14 protein-coding genes and 1 riboswitch are annotated in these 18,150 nt (G+C 64.9%); of the genes, 5 read left to right on the forward strand and 9 right to left on the reverse strand.

All coding sequences use genetic code 11. The features are described from left to right. Positions 1-5: 5 nt before the first annotated feature. The 7 genes from GE253_RS01655 to GE253_RS01685 all read right to left on the reverse strand — a co-directional run bounded on the left by GE253_RS01655 (position 6) and on the right by GE253_RS01685 (position 8,743). Entirely contained in the window at positions 6-989 is a 984-nt protein-coding gene (locus GE253_RS01655) for a BMP family ABC transporter substrate-binding protein (RefSeq protein ID WP_173012442.1), read from the reverse strand. Between the two features lie 35 nt (positions 990-1,024). Continuing rightward, positions 1,025-3,010, reverse strand: coding sequence for a methyl-accepting chemotaxis protein (locus GE253_RS01660; RefSeq protein WP_153202382.1), 1,986 nt, complete (start codon positions 3,008-3,010; stop codon positions 1,025-1,027). 214 nt (positions 3,011-3,224) lie between these two features. Continuing rightward, the gene (gene gcvPB / locus GE253_RS01665; protein WP_247878469.1) at positions 3,225-4,811 is read right to left on the reverse strand and encodes an aminomethyl-transferring glycine dehydrogenase subunit GcvPB; all 1,587 of its coding nucleotides are present in this window, start codon (positions 4,809-4,811) and stop codon (positions 3,225-3,227) included. A 5-nt stretch (positions 4,812-4,816) separates the two neighbouring features. Next, positions 4,817-6,163: an aminomethyl-transferring glycine dehydrogenase subunit GcvPA gene (gcvPA, locus tag GE253_RS01670; RefSeq protein ID WP_153202384.1), complete on the reverse strand. Its 1,347-nt coding sequence runs from the start codon at positions 6,161-6,163 to the stop codon at positions 4,817-4,819. Further along, a complete protein-coding gene (gene gcvH, locus GE253_RS01675; protein ID WP_153202385.1) occupies positions 6,163-6,534 on the reverse strand; it encodes a glycine cleavage system protein GcvH in 372 nt (123 codons plus the stop codon). The genes gcvPA and gcvH overlap by 1 nt, the downstream gene beginning before the upstream one ends. Positions 6,535-6,716: 182 nt before the next feature. Then, positions 6,717-7,835: a glycine cleavage system aminomethyltransferase GcvT gene (gene gcvT / locus GE253_RS01680; protein WP_153202386.1), complete on the reverse strand. Its 1,119-nt coding sequence runs from the start codon at positions 7,833-7,835 to the stop codon at positions 6,717-6,719. 176 nt (positions 7,836-8,011) lie between these two features. Beyond that, a riboswitch (glycine riboswitch) is annotated at positions 8,012-8,112 on the reverse strand. Positions 8,113-8,188: 76 nt separating this feature from the next. Beyond that, positions 8,189-8,743, reverse strand: a complete 555-nt coding sequence (locus GE253_RS01685; protein ID WP_153202387.1) for a hypothetical protein — start codon at positions 8,741-8,743, stop codon at positions 8,189-8,191. Between the two features lie 199 nt (positions 8,744-8,942). Between GE253_RS01685 and ispH the strand changes: the two genes are divergently transcribed. Both ispH and GE253_RS01695 read left to right on the forward strand, forming a co-directional pair. Then, positions 8,943-9,929 carry a 4-hydroxy-3-methylbut-2-enyl diphosphate reductase gene (gene ispH / locus GE253_RS01690; RefSeq protein WP_153202817.1) on the forward strand — a complete coding sequence of 329 codons (987 nt, stop codon included), beginning with the start codon at positions 8,943-8,945 and terminating at the stop codon, positions 9,927-9,929. Between the two features lie 206 nt (positions 9,930-10,135). After that, positions 10,136-10,600, forward strand: a complete 465-nt coding sequence (locus tag GE253_RS01695; protein ID WP_173012443.1) for an AraC family transcriptional regulator — start codon at positions 10,136-10,138, stop codon at positions 10,598-10,600. Between the two features lie 108 nt (positions 10,601-10,708). On the opposite strand, the gene odhB is transcribed toward GE253_RS01695, so the two are convergent. Together odhB and GE253_RS01705 are read right to left on the reverse strand one after the other, a co-directional pair. Further along, on the reverse strand, positions 10,709-11,926 hold the full coding sequence (gene odhB, locus GE253_RS01700) for a 2-oxoglutarate dehydrogenase complex dihydrolipoyllysine-residue succinyltransferase (RefSeq protein ID WP_153202389.1): 1,218 nt from the start codon (positions 11,924-11,926) through the stop codon (positions 10,709-10,711). A gap of 58 nt (positions 11,927-11,984) precedes the next feature. After that, complete coding sequence (locus GE253_RS01705) at positions 11,985-14,927, reverse strand: 2-oxoglutarate dehydrogenase E1 component (protein ID WP_153202390.1); 2,943 nt, start codon at positions 14,925-14,927, stop codon at positions 11,985-11,987. A gap of 244 nt (positions 14,928-15,171) precedes the next feature. On the opposite strand from GE253_RS01705, the gene GE253_RS01710 reads away from it, so the two are divergent. From GE253_RS01710 to GE253_RS01720, 3 genes are all read left to right on the forward strand, one after another. Next, entirely contained in the window at positions 15,172-15,783 is a 612-nt protein-coding gene (locus GE253_RS01710) for a TetR-like C-terminal domain-containing protein (RefSeq protein WP_153202391.1), read from the forward strand. Between the two features lie 72 nt (positions 15,784-15,855). Continuing rightward, on the forward strand, positions 15,856-17,118 hold the full coding sequence (locus tag GE253_RS01715; RefSeq protein WP_153202392.1) for a hypothetical protein: 1,263 nt from the start codon (positions 15,856-15,858) through the stop codon (positions 17,116-17,118). 61 nt (positions 17,119-17,179) lie between these two features. Next, positions 17,180-18,085, forward strand: coding sequence for a peptidylprolyl isomerase (locus GE253_RS01720; protein WP_153202393.1), 906 nt, complete (start codon positions 17,180-17,182; stop codon positions 18,083-18,085). Positions 18,086-18,150 lie beyond the last annotated feature (65 nt).

The following is an 18,150-nucleotide window of genomic DNA, read 5'->3' on the forward strand; positions in this document are numbered from 1 at the left end:
CCGGCTCAGGACGGGACAGCCGTCTCGTCCCCCACCTTGATCCGTCCGGCCAGAATATCCTCCCGCGCCTTCTTCACCGCCGCCTCGACATCCGCCGTCCAGAGCGTGCGGTTATAGGGGGTGATGGTGACATCCACCCCACCTTCGCGCAGCCCCAGCCGGGTCAGGCCGGGGCGGAAGCCGCCGGCTGCACCTGTCTCGAAAATGGTCTTCACCGCCCGGTCCAGCCGCTTGACCATGGAAGTAAGGATATGACCGGGATAGAGATAATCCTGGTTGCTGTCCACGCCGATGCCCAGCCTTCCGGCCGCACTCATCGCGTCCAGCGCGCCCAGGCCGGAGGCACCGGCTGCCGGAAACACTACATCCACCCCGCTGGCCAGCAGGTCGCGCGCCGCCTCGCTGCCGGCAAAGGGATCGGCAAAGCCCTTGGGGCTGTCGGACAGCATGGCCACACTCACCCGGGCATCGGGCCGCGTGTCGCGTACCCCCTGGGTGAAGCCCGCCTGGAAACGGCGGATCACCGGCACCGGCATCCCGCCGATGAAGCCCAGATGCCCGGTCTGGCTGGCCAGTGCGGCCGCCACCCCGGCCAGATAGGCCCCCTCATTCTCGGCAAACAGGATGGAAGCCACATTGGTGCCTTCCACCACCCCGTCAATGATGGAAAAATGCACCGACGGGTGCCGGGGGGCCACGGTGGCGAGATCCTCGGCGAACCGGAAGCCGATCACCACAATATCGCTGCAGCCGGCCTGCACCGCCGCTTCCATGCGCGGCACATAATCAGCGGGGCTGGACGGTTCGAACTCCTTCACCGCCGCCCCGCCGCCGGCCTGAAAGGCGGTGACGCCGGCATAGGCCATTTCATTGAAGCTTTTGTCGAACTTCCCCGCCTCGGTATAGACGACGCACGGCTGAAAAGGGGCCGCCGCTGCCGGTCCGGCCAGCACCAGGGCTATCAGCAGTCCCAGCGTCCAACGCCGCATGACCCCGGTACCCTTTCGCACTTTCGGATATCCCATCATGCCACCTGCTGGCTGGCGCGAACATGTATCAGGAAATCCGCCACGGCCTGATCCAGGGCCCCCACCATGCCGGAAAGCTGATCGGCGGCATGGCGCACCCGCCCGGCCGACTGGCCGGTGCTGACGGCGGCGCTGCGCACCTCCCCGATGGTGGAGGTGACATGACCGACACCGACCGCCGCCTCCCCAATGGAGCGGCTGATTTCAGCCGTGGCGGCATTCTGCTGTTCAACGGCGGCGGCGACGGAACCGGAAACGACAGTCAGTTCCTCAATCGTGCCGCCGACCTGCCGGATGGCACCGGCGACATCGGCCACCACCTTGCGGATGGCACCGATCTCCGCCGCGATATCGCCGGTCGCCCGCGCCGTCTGGCCGGCCAGGCTTTTCACCTCGCCCGCCACCACGGCAAAGCCCTTGCCGGCATCGCCGGCGCGGGCGGCCTCAATGGTGGCATTCAGGGCCAGCAGGCTGGTTTGGGCGGCGATATCATCGATGAAGCGGACCACATCACCGATCTTCTCCGCCGCACTGGTCAGCCGCTCCACGATGGTGGCAGCGCCCACCGCCTCCCCATTGGCCTGCCGGGAAATGCCGATGGCGCGCTGCAGCTGGCCGCTGATCTCCTGGATGGAGAGCGAGAGCTGTTCGGTGGCGGCGGCCACGGTCTGGGCATTGCTGGTCGCCGCTTCAGAGGATCGGGCCACCGCGTCGGCCTGCTCCGCCGTGGCATCGGCCGCCTGCCCCATGCCCAGCGACAGGTCATTCATGTCGCCCGCCGCCGCGGCGAAGCGAGAGACGATGGCCCCCACCGATTGTTCAAAGCGGGCGGCCAGCCGTTCGATCTCTGCTTGCCGCGCCTCTGCCGCCGCGCTCCGTTCCGCCTCCAGCGCGGCATCATGCTCCCGCACCTTCAGGGCATTGGCGCGGAAGGTACGCATGGCGCGGGCCATCTCCGTAATCTCATCCCGGCCAGAGGCATCGATGACGACATCCAGATTGCCGCCCGCCAGATCCAGCATCCGGCGCGACAGCCGGGCAATCCGCCCGGCCACCCGGAAACCGGCATAATAGACACCCGCCACCACGGCGATCACCAGCGCCAGCAGGCCGAAACCGATCAGCAATTGCCGGGCAAAGCCGATCTGTCCCGCCAGATCATCAGCCTGAGCGCGCACCTGGGTCTGTACCCCACTGGCAATGTCGGCCACGATGGAACGCACATTGGCGGCATTTTCCCCCGCCAGCCGGACAGAGCGGCGCAACTGCTCGTCTGCAGCCAGCAGGCGGCCATAGAGCCCGAACAAGCCATCCCGACCCAGCAGCAGCGGGCGCAGCACCCCGGCCTGATCGGCCGGCAGCTGCGCCAGCGCATCGGTCGCACGATTGCTCAGCAGGGTAAGGATTTCCGCCGTGCGGGCCCCGGTGGCGGCATCCACCGCCGCACGCAGGGTGGACAGAGCCGGCCCGGTCTCATAGGCCGCCAGCCTCTCACCCAGGGTCGATAAAACCTGATCCGCCTTTTCCCGCAACTGCCAGCGCCCATCCACCGTGCCGTTAAGGATTTGCAGCTGGGAGGAGAAGCGGCCGGCAATGGTGTGCAGATCATCCAGCTGCGGCAGGTTGCCCAAGTCACCGGGCGCGGCGCGCAGCGCCCCGCTGAGGCCTGTTTCCGCCTCGGTCAGGCGCTGCCGCGCCGATTGTGCCTCGGTCGGGTTGCCGGCCACCGCCGCCTGCATCGCCGCCGCCGCCAGCCCGTCGGCGGCGTGTGACAGCCGGTCCAGCACCTTGAAGCGTGGCAGCGTCTCCTCCACCACCCCGCTCAGGGTCACCTCGACCCGGCCATAGGCCATCCAGGTCTGAGCGATAATGGCCAGTACCGCCAGCAGAATGGCCGCAAAGGCCAGACCAAGCCGCGCGCCGATCCCGAAGGAAACCCGGCCGCCGGCAAAAGCAACAACGCCAAGCCGCGATTGGTTCATTCGCCGCCCCCGCCACCAGTTCCGAAAAAGAAAAGTATGGCGCTGCAATATGCCTTTTTGGGCAGGGGAGAAAGCACAGCAGCGGCTTGTAAGAATAAATTAATTATTGAATTTTATGTAAATTTTACAAATTTGGCCTTGCGACAAAAAAGGGAGCGGTGTCCGTTTTGGACACCGCTCCCTTTTATCGATACCCTGCACAAGCAGGTAAGGATTACTCCGCTGCCTGCGCCACACCCGCCGGTGCAGAAGCAGGGGTCGCCGGCTTCACCCAGCGCAGCACCGGCTTGCGGGCGGCCTGGGTTTCGTCCAGGCGCTTGCGCGGGGTCAGGCGCGGGCTGGCCTGGAAATGGGCCAGATCGCCGGCCTTCGCCTTTTCCGCCAGATGGCGCATGGTGGCGATGAAACGGTCCAGCGTCTGCTTGCTTTCCGTTTCCGTCGGCTCGATCAGCAAAGCCCCATGCACGACCAGCGGGAAATACATGGTCATGGGGTGATAGCCCTCGTCGATCATCGCCTTGGCGAAGTCCAGCGGCGTCACGCCGGTGCCCTTCAGGAAGCGATCATCGAACAGAGCCTCATGCATACAGGGGCCGTCGAACGATGCCGACATGACATCCTTCAGGTTGGCCAGCAGGTAATTGGCATTCAGCACCGCATCGGATGCCACCTGCCGCAGCCCATCCGCCCCGTGGGAGAGGATATAGGCCAGCGCGCGCACGAACATGCCCATCTGGCCATGGAAGCCCTTCAGCCGGCCAAAGGGCTTGGCGCCCTTGGCATCGGCCGCCTGTTCCACCAGATCGAAGCCGTTCTTGCCATGCACCACGAAGGGCAACGGGGCATAAGGCGCCAGGGCGTCGGACAGGACCACCGGGCCGGAACCCGGACCGCCACCACCATGCGGGGTGGAGAAGGTCTTGTGCAGGTTGATATGCATGGCATCCACGCCCAGATCGGCGGGGCGGACCCGGCCGACGATGGCGTTGTAATTGGCGCCGTCGCAATAGAAATAGCCACCCGCCGCGTGAACGGCATCGGCGATTTCCCGGATCTGCGGTTCGAACAGACCGCAGGTATTGGGATTGGTCAGCATGATGCAGGCGACATCATCGCCCAGCTTGGCCTTCACGGCCTCCACACTGACGCGGCCATTTTCTTCCGCCGGGATCGTATCCACGGTGAAGCCGCAGAAAGCCGCCGTGGCCGGGTTGGTGCCATGGGCCGATTCCGGCACCAGCACGCGGCGGCGATGGCTTTCGCCGCGCGCATCCAATGCGGCATGAATCGACATCAGGCCGCACAGCTCGCCATGGGCACCGGCACCCGGCGACATGGCGATGGCGGGCATCCCCGTCAGCGTCTTCAGCCAATGGGCCAACTGGTCGATCAGTTCCAGCGCCCCCTGCACGGTTTCCACCGGCTGGAGCGGGTGGATGTCGCTGAAGCCCGGCAGCCGCGCCATCTTTTCATTCAGGCGCGGGTTATGCTTCATCGTGCACGAGCCCAGCGGATACATGGTCGTGTCGATGGCAAAGTTCTTCTGGGACAGGCGCGTGTAATGGCGCACCACGTCCGGCTCGGCCAGCGAGGGCAGGCCGACGCTGGCGCGGGTCTTCACCCCATCCAGACGGGTCTTGGTGGTGACCGGTGCCTCCAGATCCACGCCAACTGCGCCGGGATTATCCAGCTCAAAAATCAGCGCTTCTTCCTGCTGCAACGCCTTGTTGCCGGTGAAGGTGACAAGCTCGTCTGCAACGGCAACGGCGTGGGGGGTGCTGTCGCGACCCTGATTATTCATGGCCATCAGAGAACCTCCTCCAGGCCGCGCACCAGCGCGTCCATGTCTTCCAGGCTGTTGACCTCGGTGCTGGCGACCAGCAGCAGGTCTTCCAGACCGTCCATCTCCGGGTAGAAGCGGCTGACCGGCACGCCGGCCAGGATGCCGCGCTCGGCCAGCTTGGACACCACCTTGGCCGCCTTCTTGGGCAGCTTCACGGTGAATTCGTTGAAGAACCCGTCATTGACGATCTTCACGCCCTTCACCGCTTCCAGCTTGTCGGCCAGGGTCACGGCATTGGCATGGTTGACCCGGGCCAGCTTAGTCAGCCCCTGTTCACCCAGCAGCGACAGGTGAATGGTGAAGGCCAGCGCGCACAGACCGGAATTGGTGCAGATGTTCGACGTGGCCTTCTCGCGGCGGATATGCTGCTCGCGGGTCGACAGCGTCAGCACGAAGCCGCGCTTGCCATCGGCATCCGCGGTCTGGCCGCAGAGGCGGCCCGGCATCTGGCGCACATATTTGTCGCGGGTGGCGAACAGGCCGACATAGGGGCCGCCGAAATTCAGCCCATTGCCGATGCTTTGCCCTTCGCAGACGACGATATCGGCACCCATTTCACCCGGCGGGGTCAACAGGCCCAGCGACACCACCTCCGTCACCACCACGATGACCAAGGCGCCCTTGGCGTGGGCGGCGTCGCACAAAGCGGTGAAGTCGCGCAGATGGCCGAACAGCGAGGGGGTCTGCACCACAATGCAAGCGGTCTCGCCATCGATCAGGGCCGTCAGATCCTCAGCATTCTTCCAGTCCGGGGCCTGGGCGCGGATATCCATGCCCATGACGCCGCAGGTGGTTTCCACCACTTCGCGGTAATGCGGGTGCAGCCCGCCGGACAGGATAACCTTGTTGCGCTTGTTGATGCGGGCGGCCATCAGCACGGCTTCCGCCGTGCCGGTCGCCCCGTCATACATGGAGGCATTGGCCACCTCCATGCCGGTCAGCAGCGCCACCTGGGTCTGGAATTCAAACAGGTACTGCAAAGTGCCCTGGGTGACTTCCGGCTGATACGGCGTATAGCTGGTCAGGAACTCCCCGCGCAGCAGCGTCTGGTCGACCGAGGCCGGCACATGATGCTTATAGGCACCGCCGCCGATGAAGAACGGCACGGCAGACGCCGTGACGTTCTTGTCGGCCAGCCGGGACAAATGGCGTTCCACCGCCAACTCGCCCATATGGTTGGACAGGCCGGCGATGGGGCCCTTCAGGCGGGCCTGTTCGGGCACGTCGCGGAACAGGGCATCCACGCTGTCCACCCCGATGGTGGCCAGCATGGCGCTGCGGTCGGTTTCGGTCAGCGGCAGGTAACGCATCACAGCCCCGCGATGAAGGACTTGTAGGCGGCCTCGTCCATCAGCGCCTCAAACTGGGCCATGTCCTTGATCTTCATCTTGAAGAACCAGCCCTCACCCTCCGGGTCGGTGTTCACCAGCGACGGCTCGTCGGCCACGGCCCCATTGCCTTCCACCACGGTGCCATCGACCGGGGCATAGACCTCCGAGGCGGCCTTCACCGATTCGACCACGGCGGCATCCTTGCCCTTGGTCAGCTCGCGGCCGGCTTCCGGCACCTCAACAAACACCACATCGCCCAAAGCCTGCTGGGCATAATCGGTGATGCCGACGGTGGCGACATCGCCGTCGAGCTTGATCCACTCATGGTCCTGGGTGAAACGGATGGTCATGGTCAGGTCTTTCGGGTCTTGGGGGGGGGAATGACGTGTCGTTGGTGAAAAGGGATTGTCGGCTTTGCTCTCTCCACCGTCACCCCGGCGAAGGCCGGGGTCCAGTTTCGTAGAGAAAAGCGCCTCTGGCCCCTGGACCCCGGCCTACGCCGGGGTGACGGTAGGGTTAGGCGCGGCCCGTCTCACCCCTTGAAATAACGATGCGGTGCGAACGGCATAGCGGCGACAGTCGCCGGCAGAGCCTTGCCGCGCACGATCAACTGCACGCGCGTGCCCACAGCGGCGGAACCCGCCGTGACATAGCCCATGGCGACGGGACCGCCGGCGGTGGGGCCGAAGCCGCCGCTGGTGATTTCCCCGATGCGGTTGCCGGCCAGATCCTGGATTTCGGTATGTTCGCGGGCCGGCGCCTTGCCTTCCGGCTGAATGCCCACGCGCTTACGCGCCGGGCCTTCCGCCAACTGGGCCTGCACGATGGCGGCACCGGGGAAGCCGCCTTCCGTGCGGCGGCGCTTGGAGATGGTCCAGGTCAGGGCCGCTTCCACCGGGTTGGTGCCGGTGTCGATATCATGGCCGTACAGGCACAGGCCGGCTTCCAGGCGCAGCGAATCGCGCGCACCCAGGCCGATGGCCTCCACCTCCGGCTCGGCCAGCAACAGACGGGCGAGTTTCTCGGCATCGGCGGCACCGACGCTGATCTCGTACCCATCTTCACCAGTATAGCCAGACCGGCTGATCTGCACGGGAATGCCCTGGATGGTCGCGGCCCGCGCGCTCATGAAACCCATGGTGGCTGCTTCGGGCAGCAGGCGGGCCATCACCGTGGCCGCCGCCGGGCCCTGCAGCGCCAACAGGCCGGCATCATCGCCCAGATACTCGATCTCAATACCTGCCGGCAGATGCGCCTTCAGATGGGCCAGATCGTCCACCTTGCAGCCGGCATTGATGACGACATAGAGGTGATCCTCGAACCGCGTCACCATCAGGTCGTCCAGAATGCCGGCCTGATCATTGGTGAACATGGTGTAACGGATGCGGCCCGGTGCCAGGGCTGCGATATCGCCCGGCACCAGCGCTTCCAGCGCCTTGATCACCGCATCAATATCGGCCCCGCGCAGGCGCACCTGGCCCATATGGGAAACGTCGAACAGCCCCGCCTTCTCTCGCGTGTGCAGATGTTCCTTCAGCACGCCCAGCGGGTACTGCACCGGCATGTCATAGCCGGTGAACGGCACCATCTTGGCGCCCAGTTCGATATGGAGATCGTAAAGCGGCGTGCGCAACAGGCTGGTGTCACCCAAGACGGGACACTCCCTTCAGGACAGGTTACGGCCGTCGCGGGGATCGTCCCCGTGGCGGTTGCCCCCCTCTGTCCTGGCCCCTGAGAGATTCGTTGCAACCTTGTGGTTGTCAGCTTACTCCGTCGGTGGGCTGTCGGCTGGGGTGGAACCCCTGCCCGCCTGCTTTCCAGATGCGCCTACCCCTTGCGGTCCTTTTGCCTGAGAGTTTCCGGGGGCGGTTGCTCCTTCGGCGCCGAGGCCCTGTTACCAGGGCACCGGTCTCTCCCGCAAAGGGTGATCGGCTTTGCAGCATACAAACTAAACAACCCACGCCGCCTGTCAATGGCGGCGTGGGAAGAGGCCCAATGCGGTAATTACCGGCCTTCGTTGGCCGCCCGGTTGGCGTCCGCCTGTTCCGGGGTGATCTGGAAGCCGACCAGCACCTCATACCAGCGGGCATCCACCGTCTTGGGCACGGGAATCGTCTGTTCCAGCGTCTCCTGCACCATGCCGGTGCCGCCATTCAGCAGGATAGTGGTGCTGAAATCCTTCTTGGTGATGATGTTGCGGTTGGGGTCCACCACCGCCACGAAATAGGTGACGGGCAACGAGGTGGCGCTGCCGCCTTCATTCACCCGACCGGAAATATCCAGGTTCGCCGCGATATTGACGTGCGTATCGTCATAGGCGCAGTTGGCAAAGATGCCGGACAGCACCGCGACACCCTGGTCGGTCCGCAGCGTGCCGGCATCGCGCAGGATACCCACATTGGGGCAGCCGGCCTTGAAGCCTTCATTTTCGGCACAGCCGGACAGGGCAAGCATCGCCAGTCCCGCACACGCGGCCATGCGCCAGGGGCGGGCGGCTTTCCTGGCCGGCGAACCTATATTATGGTCGGGCTGGGTCGTCATCGTGCAGGGGCTGGTCATCAAGCGTCCGTTCACTTCCACCATCCGGGACAAATGCCGCGCATCCCGGATACGAGCTTTCGACAGCCCGCCGCGGCGCGGCACCGCGACAATATAGAGCCCCCTTCGACGGCACAAGCCCGCCAAGAAGGGCCATTTCATGGCATCACCGACGATCACCATTCCGCCTTACACGCAGCGTCAGGAATTTCCCAGCATCATGACCGAGATCACCGCGCCAGAAACCGCCGCCGCCCAGCCCCAATTGCCGCCGCTGCATGTGCTGCTGGCGGCCCCGCGCGGTTTCTGCGCCGGGGTGGACCGGGCCATCCAGATCGTGGAGGTGGCGCTGCAGAAATTTGGCGCGCCCGTCTATGTGCGCCACGAAATCGTGCATAACCGCTTCGTGGTGGAAAGCCTGGAGGCCAAGGGGGCCGTCTTCGTGAAGGAGCTGGACGAGGTGCCGGATGACCGACCCGTCGTCTTTTCCGCCCATGGCGTACCCAAGGCTGTTCCCGCCGAGGCACAGCGCCGCAACATGATCTATGTCGATGCCACCTGCCCCCTGGTCTCCAAGGTGCATCGGGAGGCGGAGCGCCATCATGAAAGCGGTCGCGCCATCGTGCTGATCGGCCATGCCGGCCATCCCGAAGTGGTGGGCACCATCGGCCAGTTGCCGGACGGTGCCGTGCATCTGGTGGAAACGGTGGAAGATGTGGCGACCCTGATAGTGGCCGACCCGGAAAACCTGGCCTTTGCCACCCAGACCACCCTGTCGGTGGATGATACGGGGGCCATTGTCGACGCCCTGCGTGAACGTTTCCCCAACATTGCCGGGCCGAAGCGGGAGGATATCTGCTACGCCACCACCAACCGGCAGGCCGCGGTGAAGGAAATAGCACCCAAGGCCGACGCGCTGCTGGTGCTGGGGGCCCCCAACTCCTCCAACTCCGTCCGGCTGGTGGAGGTGGCGCGCGGCCATGGCTGCACGCGGGCCATGCTGGTGCAGCGGGCCGCCCAGATCGACTGGCCCCGGCTGGATAAAATCCGCACCCTGGGCATCACCGCCGGCGCCTCTGCCCCGGAAGTGCTGGTGGATGAGGTGCTGACGGCCCTGCGGGAGCGCTTCACCGTGACAGTGGAAGAGGTGGTGACGGCCACCGAAAACGTGGTGTTCAAGCTGCCGCGCGTGCTGGCGGCGGAATAAAATGAACAAGCGTGACCGGGCGCACAGCGCCCAGTCAGCGGGCATGGCAATGGTGGGTGATGGTGCCCCTTTAAGCGGGCACCCTCTCCACCAGATAGATGCAGGTTCAAATCCGGCTTTCGTCGGGGTGGACCATCATATCATTCTCCATGCCCGGCCTTCCGCCCTTCCCTTTTGGCGGCGGCCCCGATCCGAAGGGACAGCCGATGCTTGCACCGACACCCATCATCGCGGCTTGCCTTGCCGAAGAAACCATCAGCGTCGACAGCATCCTGGCCCGCCCGCCCTTGGGCGATTCCACCTGCCCGGCCCTGACGGCCGCGCAGCTACGCCGGGTGGTGCTGTTCATTGAGGATAATCTGGACGGGCCGCTGGCCCTGCCGTTGCTGGCCGCCCAAACCGGCCTCAGCCCCAGCCATTTCGCAAGGCGTTTCAAGGCCTCCACCGGCATGGCGCCGCATGGCTATGTGCTGGCAAGGCGGATCAACGCCGCCAAGAAAATGCTGCTGGAAAGTGAGACGCCCTTGGCGGAAATCGCCGTGGCCACCGGCTTTTCCAGCCAGGGCCATTTCACCGGCATGTTCCGTCGCCATGTCGGCATTACCCCCGGCGGGTACCGCACCGAACGGGATGAATGTTATGCCTGCCTGATGGCCGGGGAAGCGGCCTGAAACGGCCCGGCTCCAGCAACATCAGATCCCAATAGACATGTAGCAATAGAAAAGGGCCGCCCCTGCGGACGGCCCTTTCCCGATCAGCAATGCGCCCAAGCGCCCGGATCAGACATCCAGCAGGATGCGTTCCGGATTCTCGATGCATTCCTTGACACGCACCAGGAAGGTCACAGCCTCGCGGCCATCGATGATGCGGTGATCGTAGGACAGCGCCAGATACATCATCGGGCGCACTTCGACCTTGCCATTGATGACAACGGCGCGGTCCATGGTCTTGTGCATCCCCAGGATACCCGACTGCGGGGTATTCAGGATCGGCGTGGACATCAGCGAGCCATAGACACCACCGTTGGAGATGGTGAAGGTGCCGCCCGACAGGTCTTCCATCGACAGCTTGCCGTCACGGGCCTTCCTGCCCAGCTCGCCAATGGTCTTTTCCACGCCGGCGAAGGACAGCTTGTCGGCATCGCGGACCACCGGAACCACCAGACCCTGCGGCGTGCCGACGGCGACACCGATGTCGTAATAGTTCTTGTAGACCAGATCGGTGCCGTCGATCTCTGCATTGACCGCCGGCAGCTCCTTCAGGGCCACCAGACAGGCCTTCACGAAGAAGGACATGAAGCCCAGTTTCACGCCGTGCTTCTTCTCGAACGCGTCCTTCAACTGGTTGCGCATGGCGATCACGTTCGTCATGTCCACCTCGTTGAAGGTGGTCAGCATGGCGGCGGTGTCCTGCGCTTCCTTCAGACGCTCGGCAATGCGCTGGCGCAGGCGGCTCATGCGCACGCGCTCTTCCAGGTCGGCCTTGCTGCGCGGGCCGGACGGGGCGGCGGCCTTGGGTGCCGGGGCCGGAGCCGGGGCAGCCTTCGGGGTTTCCAGATGCTGGATCACGTCGCCCTTGGTGACGCGGCCATCCTTGCCGGTGCCGGCAAGCGTGGTCGGGTCGACGCCGTTATCCTCGGCCACCTTGCGGGCGGCCGGCATCACGCCGGCGGCGGCGGGGGCCGCAACCGGGGCCTGAGCGGCGACCGGGGCCGGTGCCGGAGCAGCGGCGGCAGCCGGCTTCGGCGCGGCGGCGGCACCGCCCGCGCTGATGGTGCCCAGCAGGGCGCCAACGGCGACGTTGGCGCCTTCACCGGCCACGATCTCCGTCAGGGTACCAGCGGCGGCGGCGTTGACTTCCAGGGTAACCTTGTCGGTTTCCAGTTCAACCAGCGCCTCATCCACCTGAACCGTCTCGCCGACCTTCTTCAGCCAGCGGGCGACGGTTGCTTCCGTCACCGATTCGCCGAGGGTCGGCACCTTGATTTCCGTCGCCATGACTGCGGACCTTTGTCGTTTGCCGTGAAAATATGTTGGATAGGTTGATTGGGATCGATCAGACCGACAGCGCGTCGTTCAGAAGCTTTGCCTGCTCCTGGTTATGACGGCGCAGCAGACCGGTGGCCGGGGCCGCCGATTCCTGACGACCGGCATATTTCGGACGACCGGCCTTGTGCCCGATGGCCGTCAGCACCTTTTCGATGCGACGGTCGGCGAAGTTCCAGGCACCCTGGTTTTCCGACTCTTCCTGGCACCAGACCACATCGGCGTTGGGATACTTGCCCAGTTCCACCGCCAGCGCCTCATGCGGGAAGGGATAGAGCTGTTCCAGACGGACGATGGCCACATCCTTGATGCCGCGTGCTTCACGTTCCTGGAACAGGTCGTAATAGACCTTGCCGGAGCAGAGCACGACGCGGCGAACCTGTTCGCCCGCCACCAGATCCGGGGCGGCATCGCGCAGCACGCGGTGGAAGGTGCTGTCACCGGTGAAGTCAGACAGCGGGGAGACGCACAGCTTGTGACGCAGCAGCGACTTCGGCGACATCACGATCAGCGGCTTGCGGAAATCGCGGCGCAACTGACGGCGCAAGGCGTGGAAGTAATTGGCCGGGGTCGTGATGTTGCAGACCTGCCAGTTATCTTCCGCCGAGTTCTGCAGGAAGCGTTCCAGACGGGCGGAGCTGTGTTCCGGACCCTGGCCTTCCATGCCGTGCGGCAGCAGCATGACCAGACCGGACATGCGCAGCCACTTCGATTCGGCCGAGCTGATGAACTGGTCGATGATGACCTGCGCGCCGTTCACGAAGTCACCGAACTGGGCTTCCCAGATGGTCAGCGCGTGCGGTTCGGCCAGCGAGAAACCATATTCGAAGCCCAGCACGGCGGCTTCGGACAGCGGGCTGTCATGCACCTCAAACGTCGCCTGCTTGCCCGGACGGATATGGTTCAGCGCGACATACTTCTCCTCGTTCACCTGATCGGTCAGCACGCAATGGCGCTGGGAGAAGGTGCCACGGCCGACATCCTGGCCCGACAGGCGGACCGGGTTGCCTTCCACGGCCAGCGTGCCAAAGGCCAGGGCTTCGCCGGTGGCCCAGTCAATGCCTTCGCCGGTCTCAATCGCCTGCTGCTTGGCCTTCAACTGGCGGGCGACCTTGGAATTGGCGTTGAAGCCGTCCGGCGTGTGGGAAATGGCCAGCCCCACTTCCTTCAGCACATCCACCGGCACGGCGGTGGTGCCACGGCTATATTGGGCACCGGCAGCGCTCAGGCCCGACCACTTGCCTTCCAGCCAGTCGGCCTTGTTGGGCTTGAAGGAGGTGCTGGCCTGGAATTCCTGGTCCATATGGCCCATGAATTCACTGACCATGCCGTCGGATTCTTCCTGGCTGACCACACCCTCGGCGACCAGCTGCTTGGCATAGAGCTGGCGCGTCGTCTCCTGCTTGGCGATGGTCTTGTACATCAGCGGCTGGGTGAATGCCGGCTCGTCGCCTTCATTATGGCCCTGGCGGCGATAGCAGACCACGTCGACCACGACATCCTTCAGGAACTTCTGACGGAATTCGATGGCGATGCGGCTGACATGGATGACGGCTTCCGGATCGTCACCATTGACATGGAAGATCGGGGCCTGGATCGACTTGGCCACTTCCGTCGGGTACGGGCCGGAACGGCTGTACTGCGGGGCGGTGGTGAAGCCGATCTGGTTGTTGATGATGAAATGGATGATACCGCCGGTGCGGTAGCCCTTCAGTTCGGACAGCAGCAGCGTCTCGGGCACCAGGCCCTGGCCGGCAAAGGCGGCATCGCCATGCAGCAGCACGCCCAGAACCTGGTTGCGGCTTTCGTCAGCCGGCGGCACCTGGCCGGAAATCTGGCACTGCTTGGCGCGCACGCGGCCGCAGACAACCGGGTTCACCACTTCCAGATGCGACGGGTTGGGCGACAGCGACAGGTGGATGGTGTTGCCATCAAAGTCACGGTCGCTGGAAGTCCCCATATGGTACTTCACGTCGCCGGAACCCTGCACATCTTCCGGGTTGGCCGGGTTGCCCTGGAATTCGCTGAACACGGCCTTGAACGGCTTGCCCAGCACGTTGGTCAGCACGTTCAGGCGGCCGCGATGGGCCATGCCCAGCACGATTTCCTTCAGGCCCAACTGGCCGCCGCGCTTCATCACCTGTTCGATGGCGGGTACCAGCACCTCACCACCTTCCAGGCCGAAACGCTTGGTGCCGGTATATTTGAGCTGCAGGAACTTCTCGAACCCTTCCGCCGCCGTCAGGCGCTGCAGAATGGCCTTCTTGCCCAGGGTCGTGAAATCCGTCTGGTTGCGGATGCCTTCAATGCGTTCCTGAATCCAGGCCTTCTGCTCCGGATCCTGGATATGCATGAACTCCACGCCGATATGGCCACAATAGGTGCTGTGCAGCGCATCCACGATCTGGCGCAGCGTCGCCGTTTCCATCCCCAACACATTGTTGATGAAGATGGGGCGGTCCAGGTCGGCATCGGTAAAGCCGTGATGGCGGTAATCCAGCTCCGCGTGCTCGGCGCGCTTGTCCATGCCCAGCGGGTCCAGCTTGGCCAGCAGATGGCCACGGACGCGGTAATTGCGGATCAGCATCAGGGCGCGGATGCTGTCCAACTGGGCCTGACGCACCTGGGCCGGGGCGACGCCCGCGGCAGCGGCCGGGGCCGGCGCGGCGGCAGCCTTGTCACCCTTCGCATCACCCTTGCCCGACTTGGCAACGGGCGCATCCGGGTCGGCGGCGCCGATCACCTTGGCGGTATTCTTCGCCCAGGAGGCACCGTTCAGCTCTGCCAGGATGGCCTGGCCTTCATCGCCCAGTTCGGCGAAGAAGCGCTGCCAGCTGGCATCGATGCTGTTAGGGTCCTGCTGATACCGGGCGTACAGTTCCGCGATGAAGGTGCCGTTGGCGCCGAAGAGGAAGGAATAGCGCTCGCTCGGGGCTTGATCGTAGGGGGCCATTGGGAGTTCCGGTCGATGCGCCCGGCATTTTTCTCGAATGCCGGGCCGGGTGCAGTAGCGTAAAATTCCGCGTTGGGTTTTACGTCAGGGTTCGCGTGGCTTCAATATGCAGCTCTGCGGTGTCTGCCTTCTGTCTGTAGCACGGTCAGCGCGACGACAATTTTCTTTAATCCTTGCTGCCAGCGTCACGCAGTACAGATAAGATCGTTTCCCAGAAGGTCCAGGATTTTCAGGAAAAAATCACATGAGCCGTCAGCCGCGTGCCGAACTTGCCCAGGTTGTGCTGCAGGAGGCAAGGCGGCTGGTTGCCGACCATGGTCTGGGTGCCCTGACGGCACGGCAACTGGCACTCTCCGTCGGCTGTTCTGTCGGTACGCTGTATAACCTCTACCCCAATCTGGACACGGTAAAGCTGCATCTGAACGCAGAGCTGCTGGAACGGCTGGCCGTGGCGGTGGGGGTGGCGGATGCGGCGGCCGGTGGCCCCCAGGCCAGTCCCGAACAGCGCCTGCTGGCCCAGGCGCGTGCCTATCTGGCCTTTGCCTCTACCCATTTGAACCTGTATCTGGCCCTGATCGATAACCGCCCCCCGACGACGGATGAGCCGGCCCCCGACTGGTTTTTGGAAAAAGTGGCCCGACTCCGGCGCGGGGTGGAGGCCGCCATCGCGCCGCTGATCCCCGATGGGGACGAGGCGCGGCTGGAACGCGCGGCCACCACCATCTGGGCCTCCGTGAATGGCCTGTGCGAGGGCATTGTGTCGGGCAACCTCGCCCGTGTCTCCGGCACCGATCCCAATCTGTTGATGGAAGAGCTGGTCGCCACGCTTGCCGCCGGGTTGCGGGCACGGGGGTAGTTTGCCCCTTCCGCATCAACGGTTCTGTGACTACTTCTTGAACCAATGTTGTCGTCGCGGACGGGTGAGCGAATGAAATGGGGATTTTATCAGGCGACCATTCTGTCGTTGACCCTGGTCGGCGTGACGACCGGTGCGTCCCTAGCGCAATCCCGTCCCGGTATGGTTCTGGCGAGTCGTGCCTGCCAAACCCTTTCCATCGCCGTGGACAGCATCCCCGGCAAAGGCCCCGCCTTCCTGCGCAGCTATGATGCCGCCAGCGGCAGCGGCGCGCCGGCGGAGCCGGCCTTGAAGACTGCCGCCTTCACCTATGACAATGCCCTGGCCGTCATCGCGCTGACCGCCTGTGGTGAACGCGCCCAGGCCAAACGCATCGGGGAGGCGCTGCTGGCCGCCACGCTGGAGGATCGGGCCGGATCGGTGGCCGGGCGGCTGCGCACTGCCTATCGCGCCGGGCCGCAGCAGGAACGGCCCATCCCGCCCAATGGCTGGTGGCAGGAAAAGCCGGGCCGTTGGGCGGAAGACGCCTATCAGGTGGGCACCAGCACCGGCAATGTCGCCTGGGCCGGACTGGCCCTGCTGACGCTGGCGGAATCGACGGGCGACAAACGGTTTCAGGAAGGGGCGGCCAAGCTGGGCCAATGGGTGCTGGACAATGCTGCCGACACGCGCGGCCCCGGTGGCTTTACCGGCGGGCTGCATGGCTATGATACCCAGCCGGTGAAGCTGAGCTGGAAATCGACCGAGCATAATACCGATCTGCTGGCCCTGTTCGGCTGGCTGCACCGCGCGGGCGCGCCCGGCCCCTGGGCGGAGGGGGCCGCCAGGGCGCGTGGTTTTCTGGATGCCCTCTGGCGTGCGGACAAGGGCTGGTTCCCCACCGGCACGCTGGAGGATGGCACCACGGTGAATGAGGGCAATTCCGGCCTGGATGCCCAGCTCTGGCCCCTGCTGCTGGCCGATGCGCCGGCGGACTGGCGGCGCGCGCTCACCTATGCCGAACAGGCCCATGGGGTGGCAGGCGGGTTTGATTTCAACGCCGACCGCGATGGTGTGTGGGTGGAGGGCACGGCACAGGCAGCGCTCGCCTATCGCGCCACCGGTCAGGCGGAAAAGGCGGCCGCCCTGCTGGAAAGCCTGACCGGCGATATCAGCCCCGGCGGCTATCTCTGGGCCACACGCGGGGCCAAGCTCAGCACCGGCTTTGCCATCGGGCCGGACAGCAAGGAGGCGGATTTCTTCTATTTCCGCCAGCCGCATCTGGGCGCCACCGCCTGGGCCGTGCTGGCCGCCAAGGGCTGGAACCCCTTCACCGGCAAAAAGCTGGAACCTTGAGGGAAACCGTCGCTTCTGGGACAGTAGGCGCACAGCAATCCCGACGGAAAGAATAATCGAAATGCGCCTTGCCCGTTGCCTGCCCCTGCTGGCCCTTGCCCTGGCACTGGCGGCCCCTGCCGATGCGGCCGACACCCGCCATCCCACGCCCAAGGAGGTGCTGGACGCCTCCCCCCTGGCGGATTGGCGCGAACCGGTGCCGGAGAACACTTTATATATAGAGCTGCCAACGGGCCGGGTGGTGGTGGAACTGGCCCCCGGCTTCGCGCCGGCACATGTGGACAATATGCGCAAGCTGGCGCGCGAACATTGGTATGACGGCACCGCTGTGGTGCGGGTGCAGGATAATTACGTCACCCAATGGGGGATGCCGGAAGAAACCCCGCGCCCGATGAAGACGGCCAAGGACAGGCTGACGCCGGAATTCACCGTACCGGGCGGCGTGGCAAGCCTGCCCTTCACCCCGCTGCCCGACCCGGATGCCTTTGCCCCGGAAGTGGGGATTTCCGACATTTTCCCCGCGGCCCGTGACCGGCAGACTGGTGAAGCCTGGATGACCCATTGCTATGGCATAGTCGGTGTGGGCCGCGACATGGCCCCCGACAGCGGCAGCGGGGCGGAGCTTTACACTGTCATCGGCCACAGCCCCCGCGCGCTGGACCGGGTGATCACCGTGGTGGGCCGGGTGCTGTGGGGGATGGAGCATCTGACGGCCCTGCCCCGCGGCACCGGCAATCTGGGCTTCTATGAGAAGCCGGAACAGCGCACGCCGATCAAATCCGTGACACTGGCCGCCGATGTGCCGGCGGCAGCGCGGGAGAAAATCCACGTTTTGTCGGGCCAGAGCCCCAGCTATGATCAGTGGCTGGAGGCGCGGCGGCAACGCCAGGATGATTTCTTCATCCGACCCGCCGGCCATATCGACCTGTGCAACGCCCTGCCGCCGGTGCGGCGGATACCGGGGTAACGCACGTGGCGCCCTTCATCCCGGCCCGATTTCGGCCTATGATGGGGCGAGGATGAGGGAGGCTG

This window comes from Niveispirillum sp. SYP-B3756 (genome assembly GCF_009495745.1).
Lineage (GTDB): Bacteria > Pseudomonadota > Alphaproteobacteria > Azospirillales > Azospirillaceae > Niveispirillum.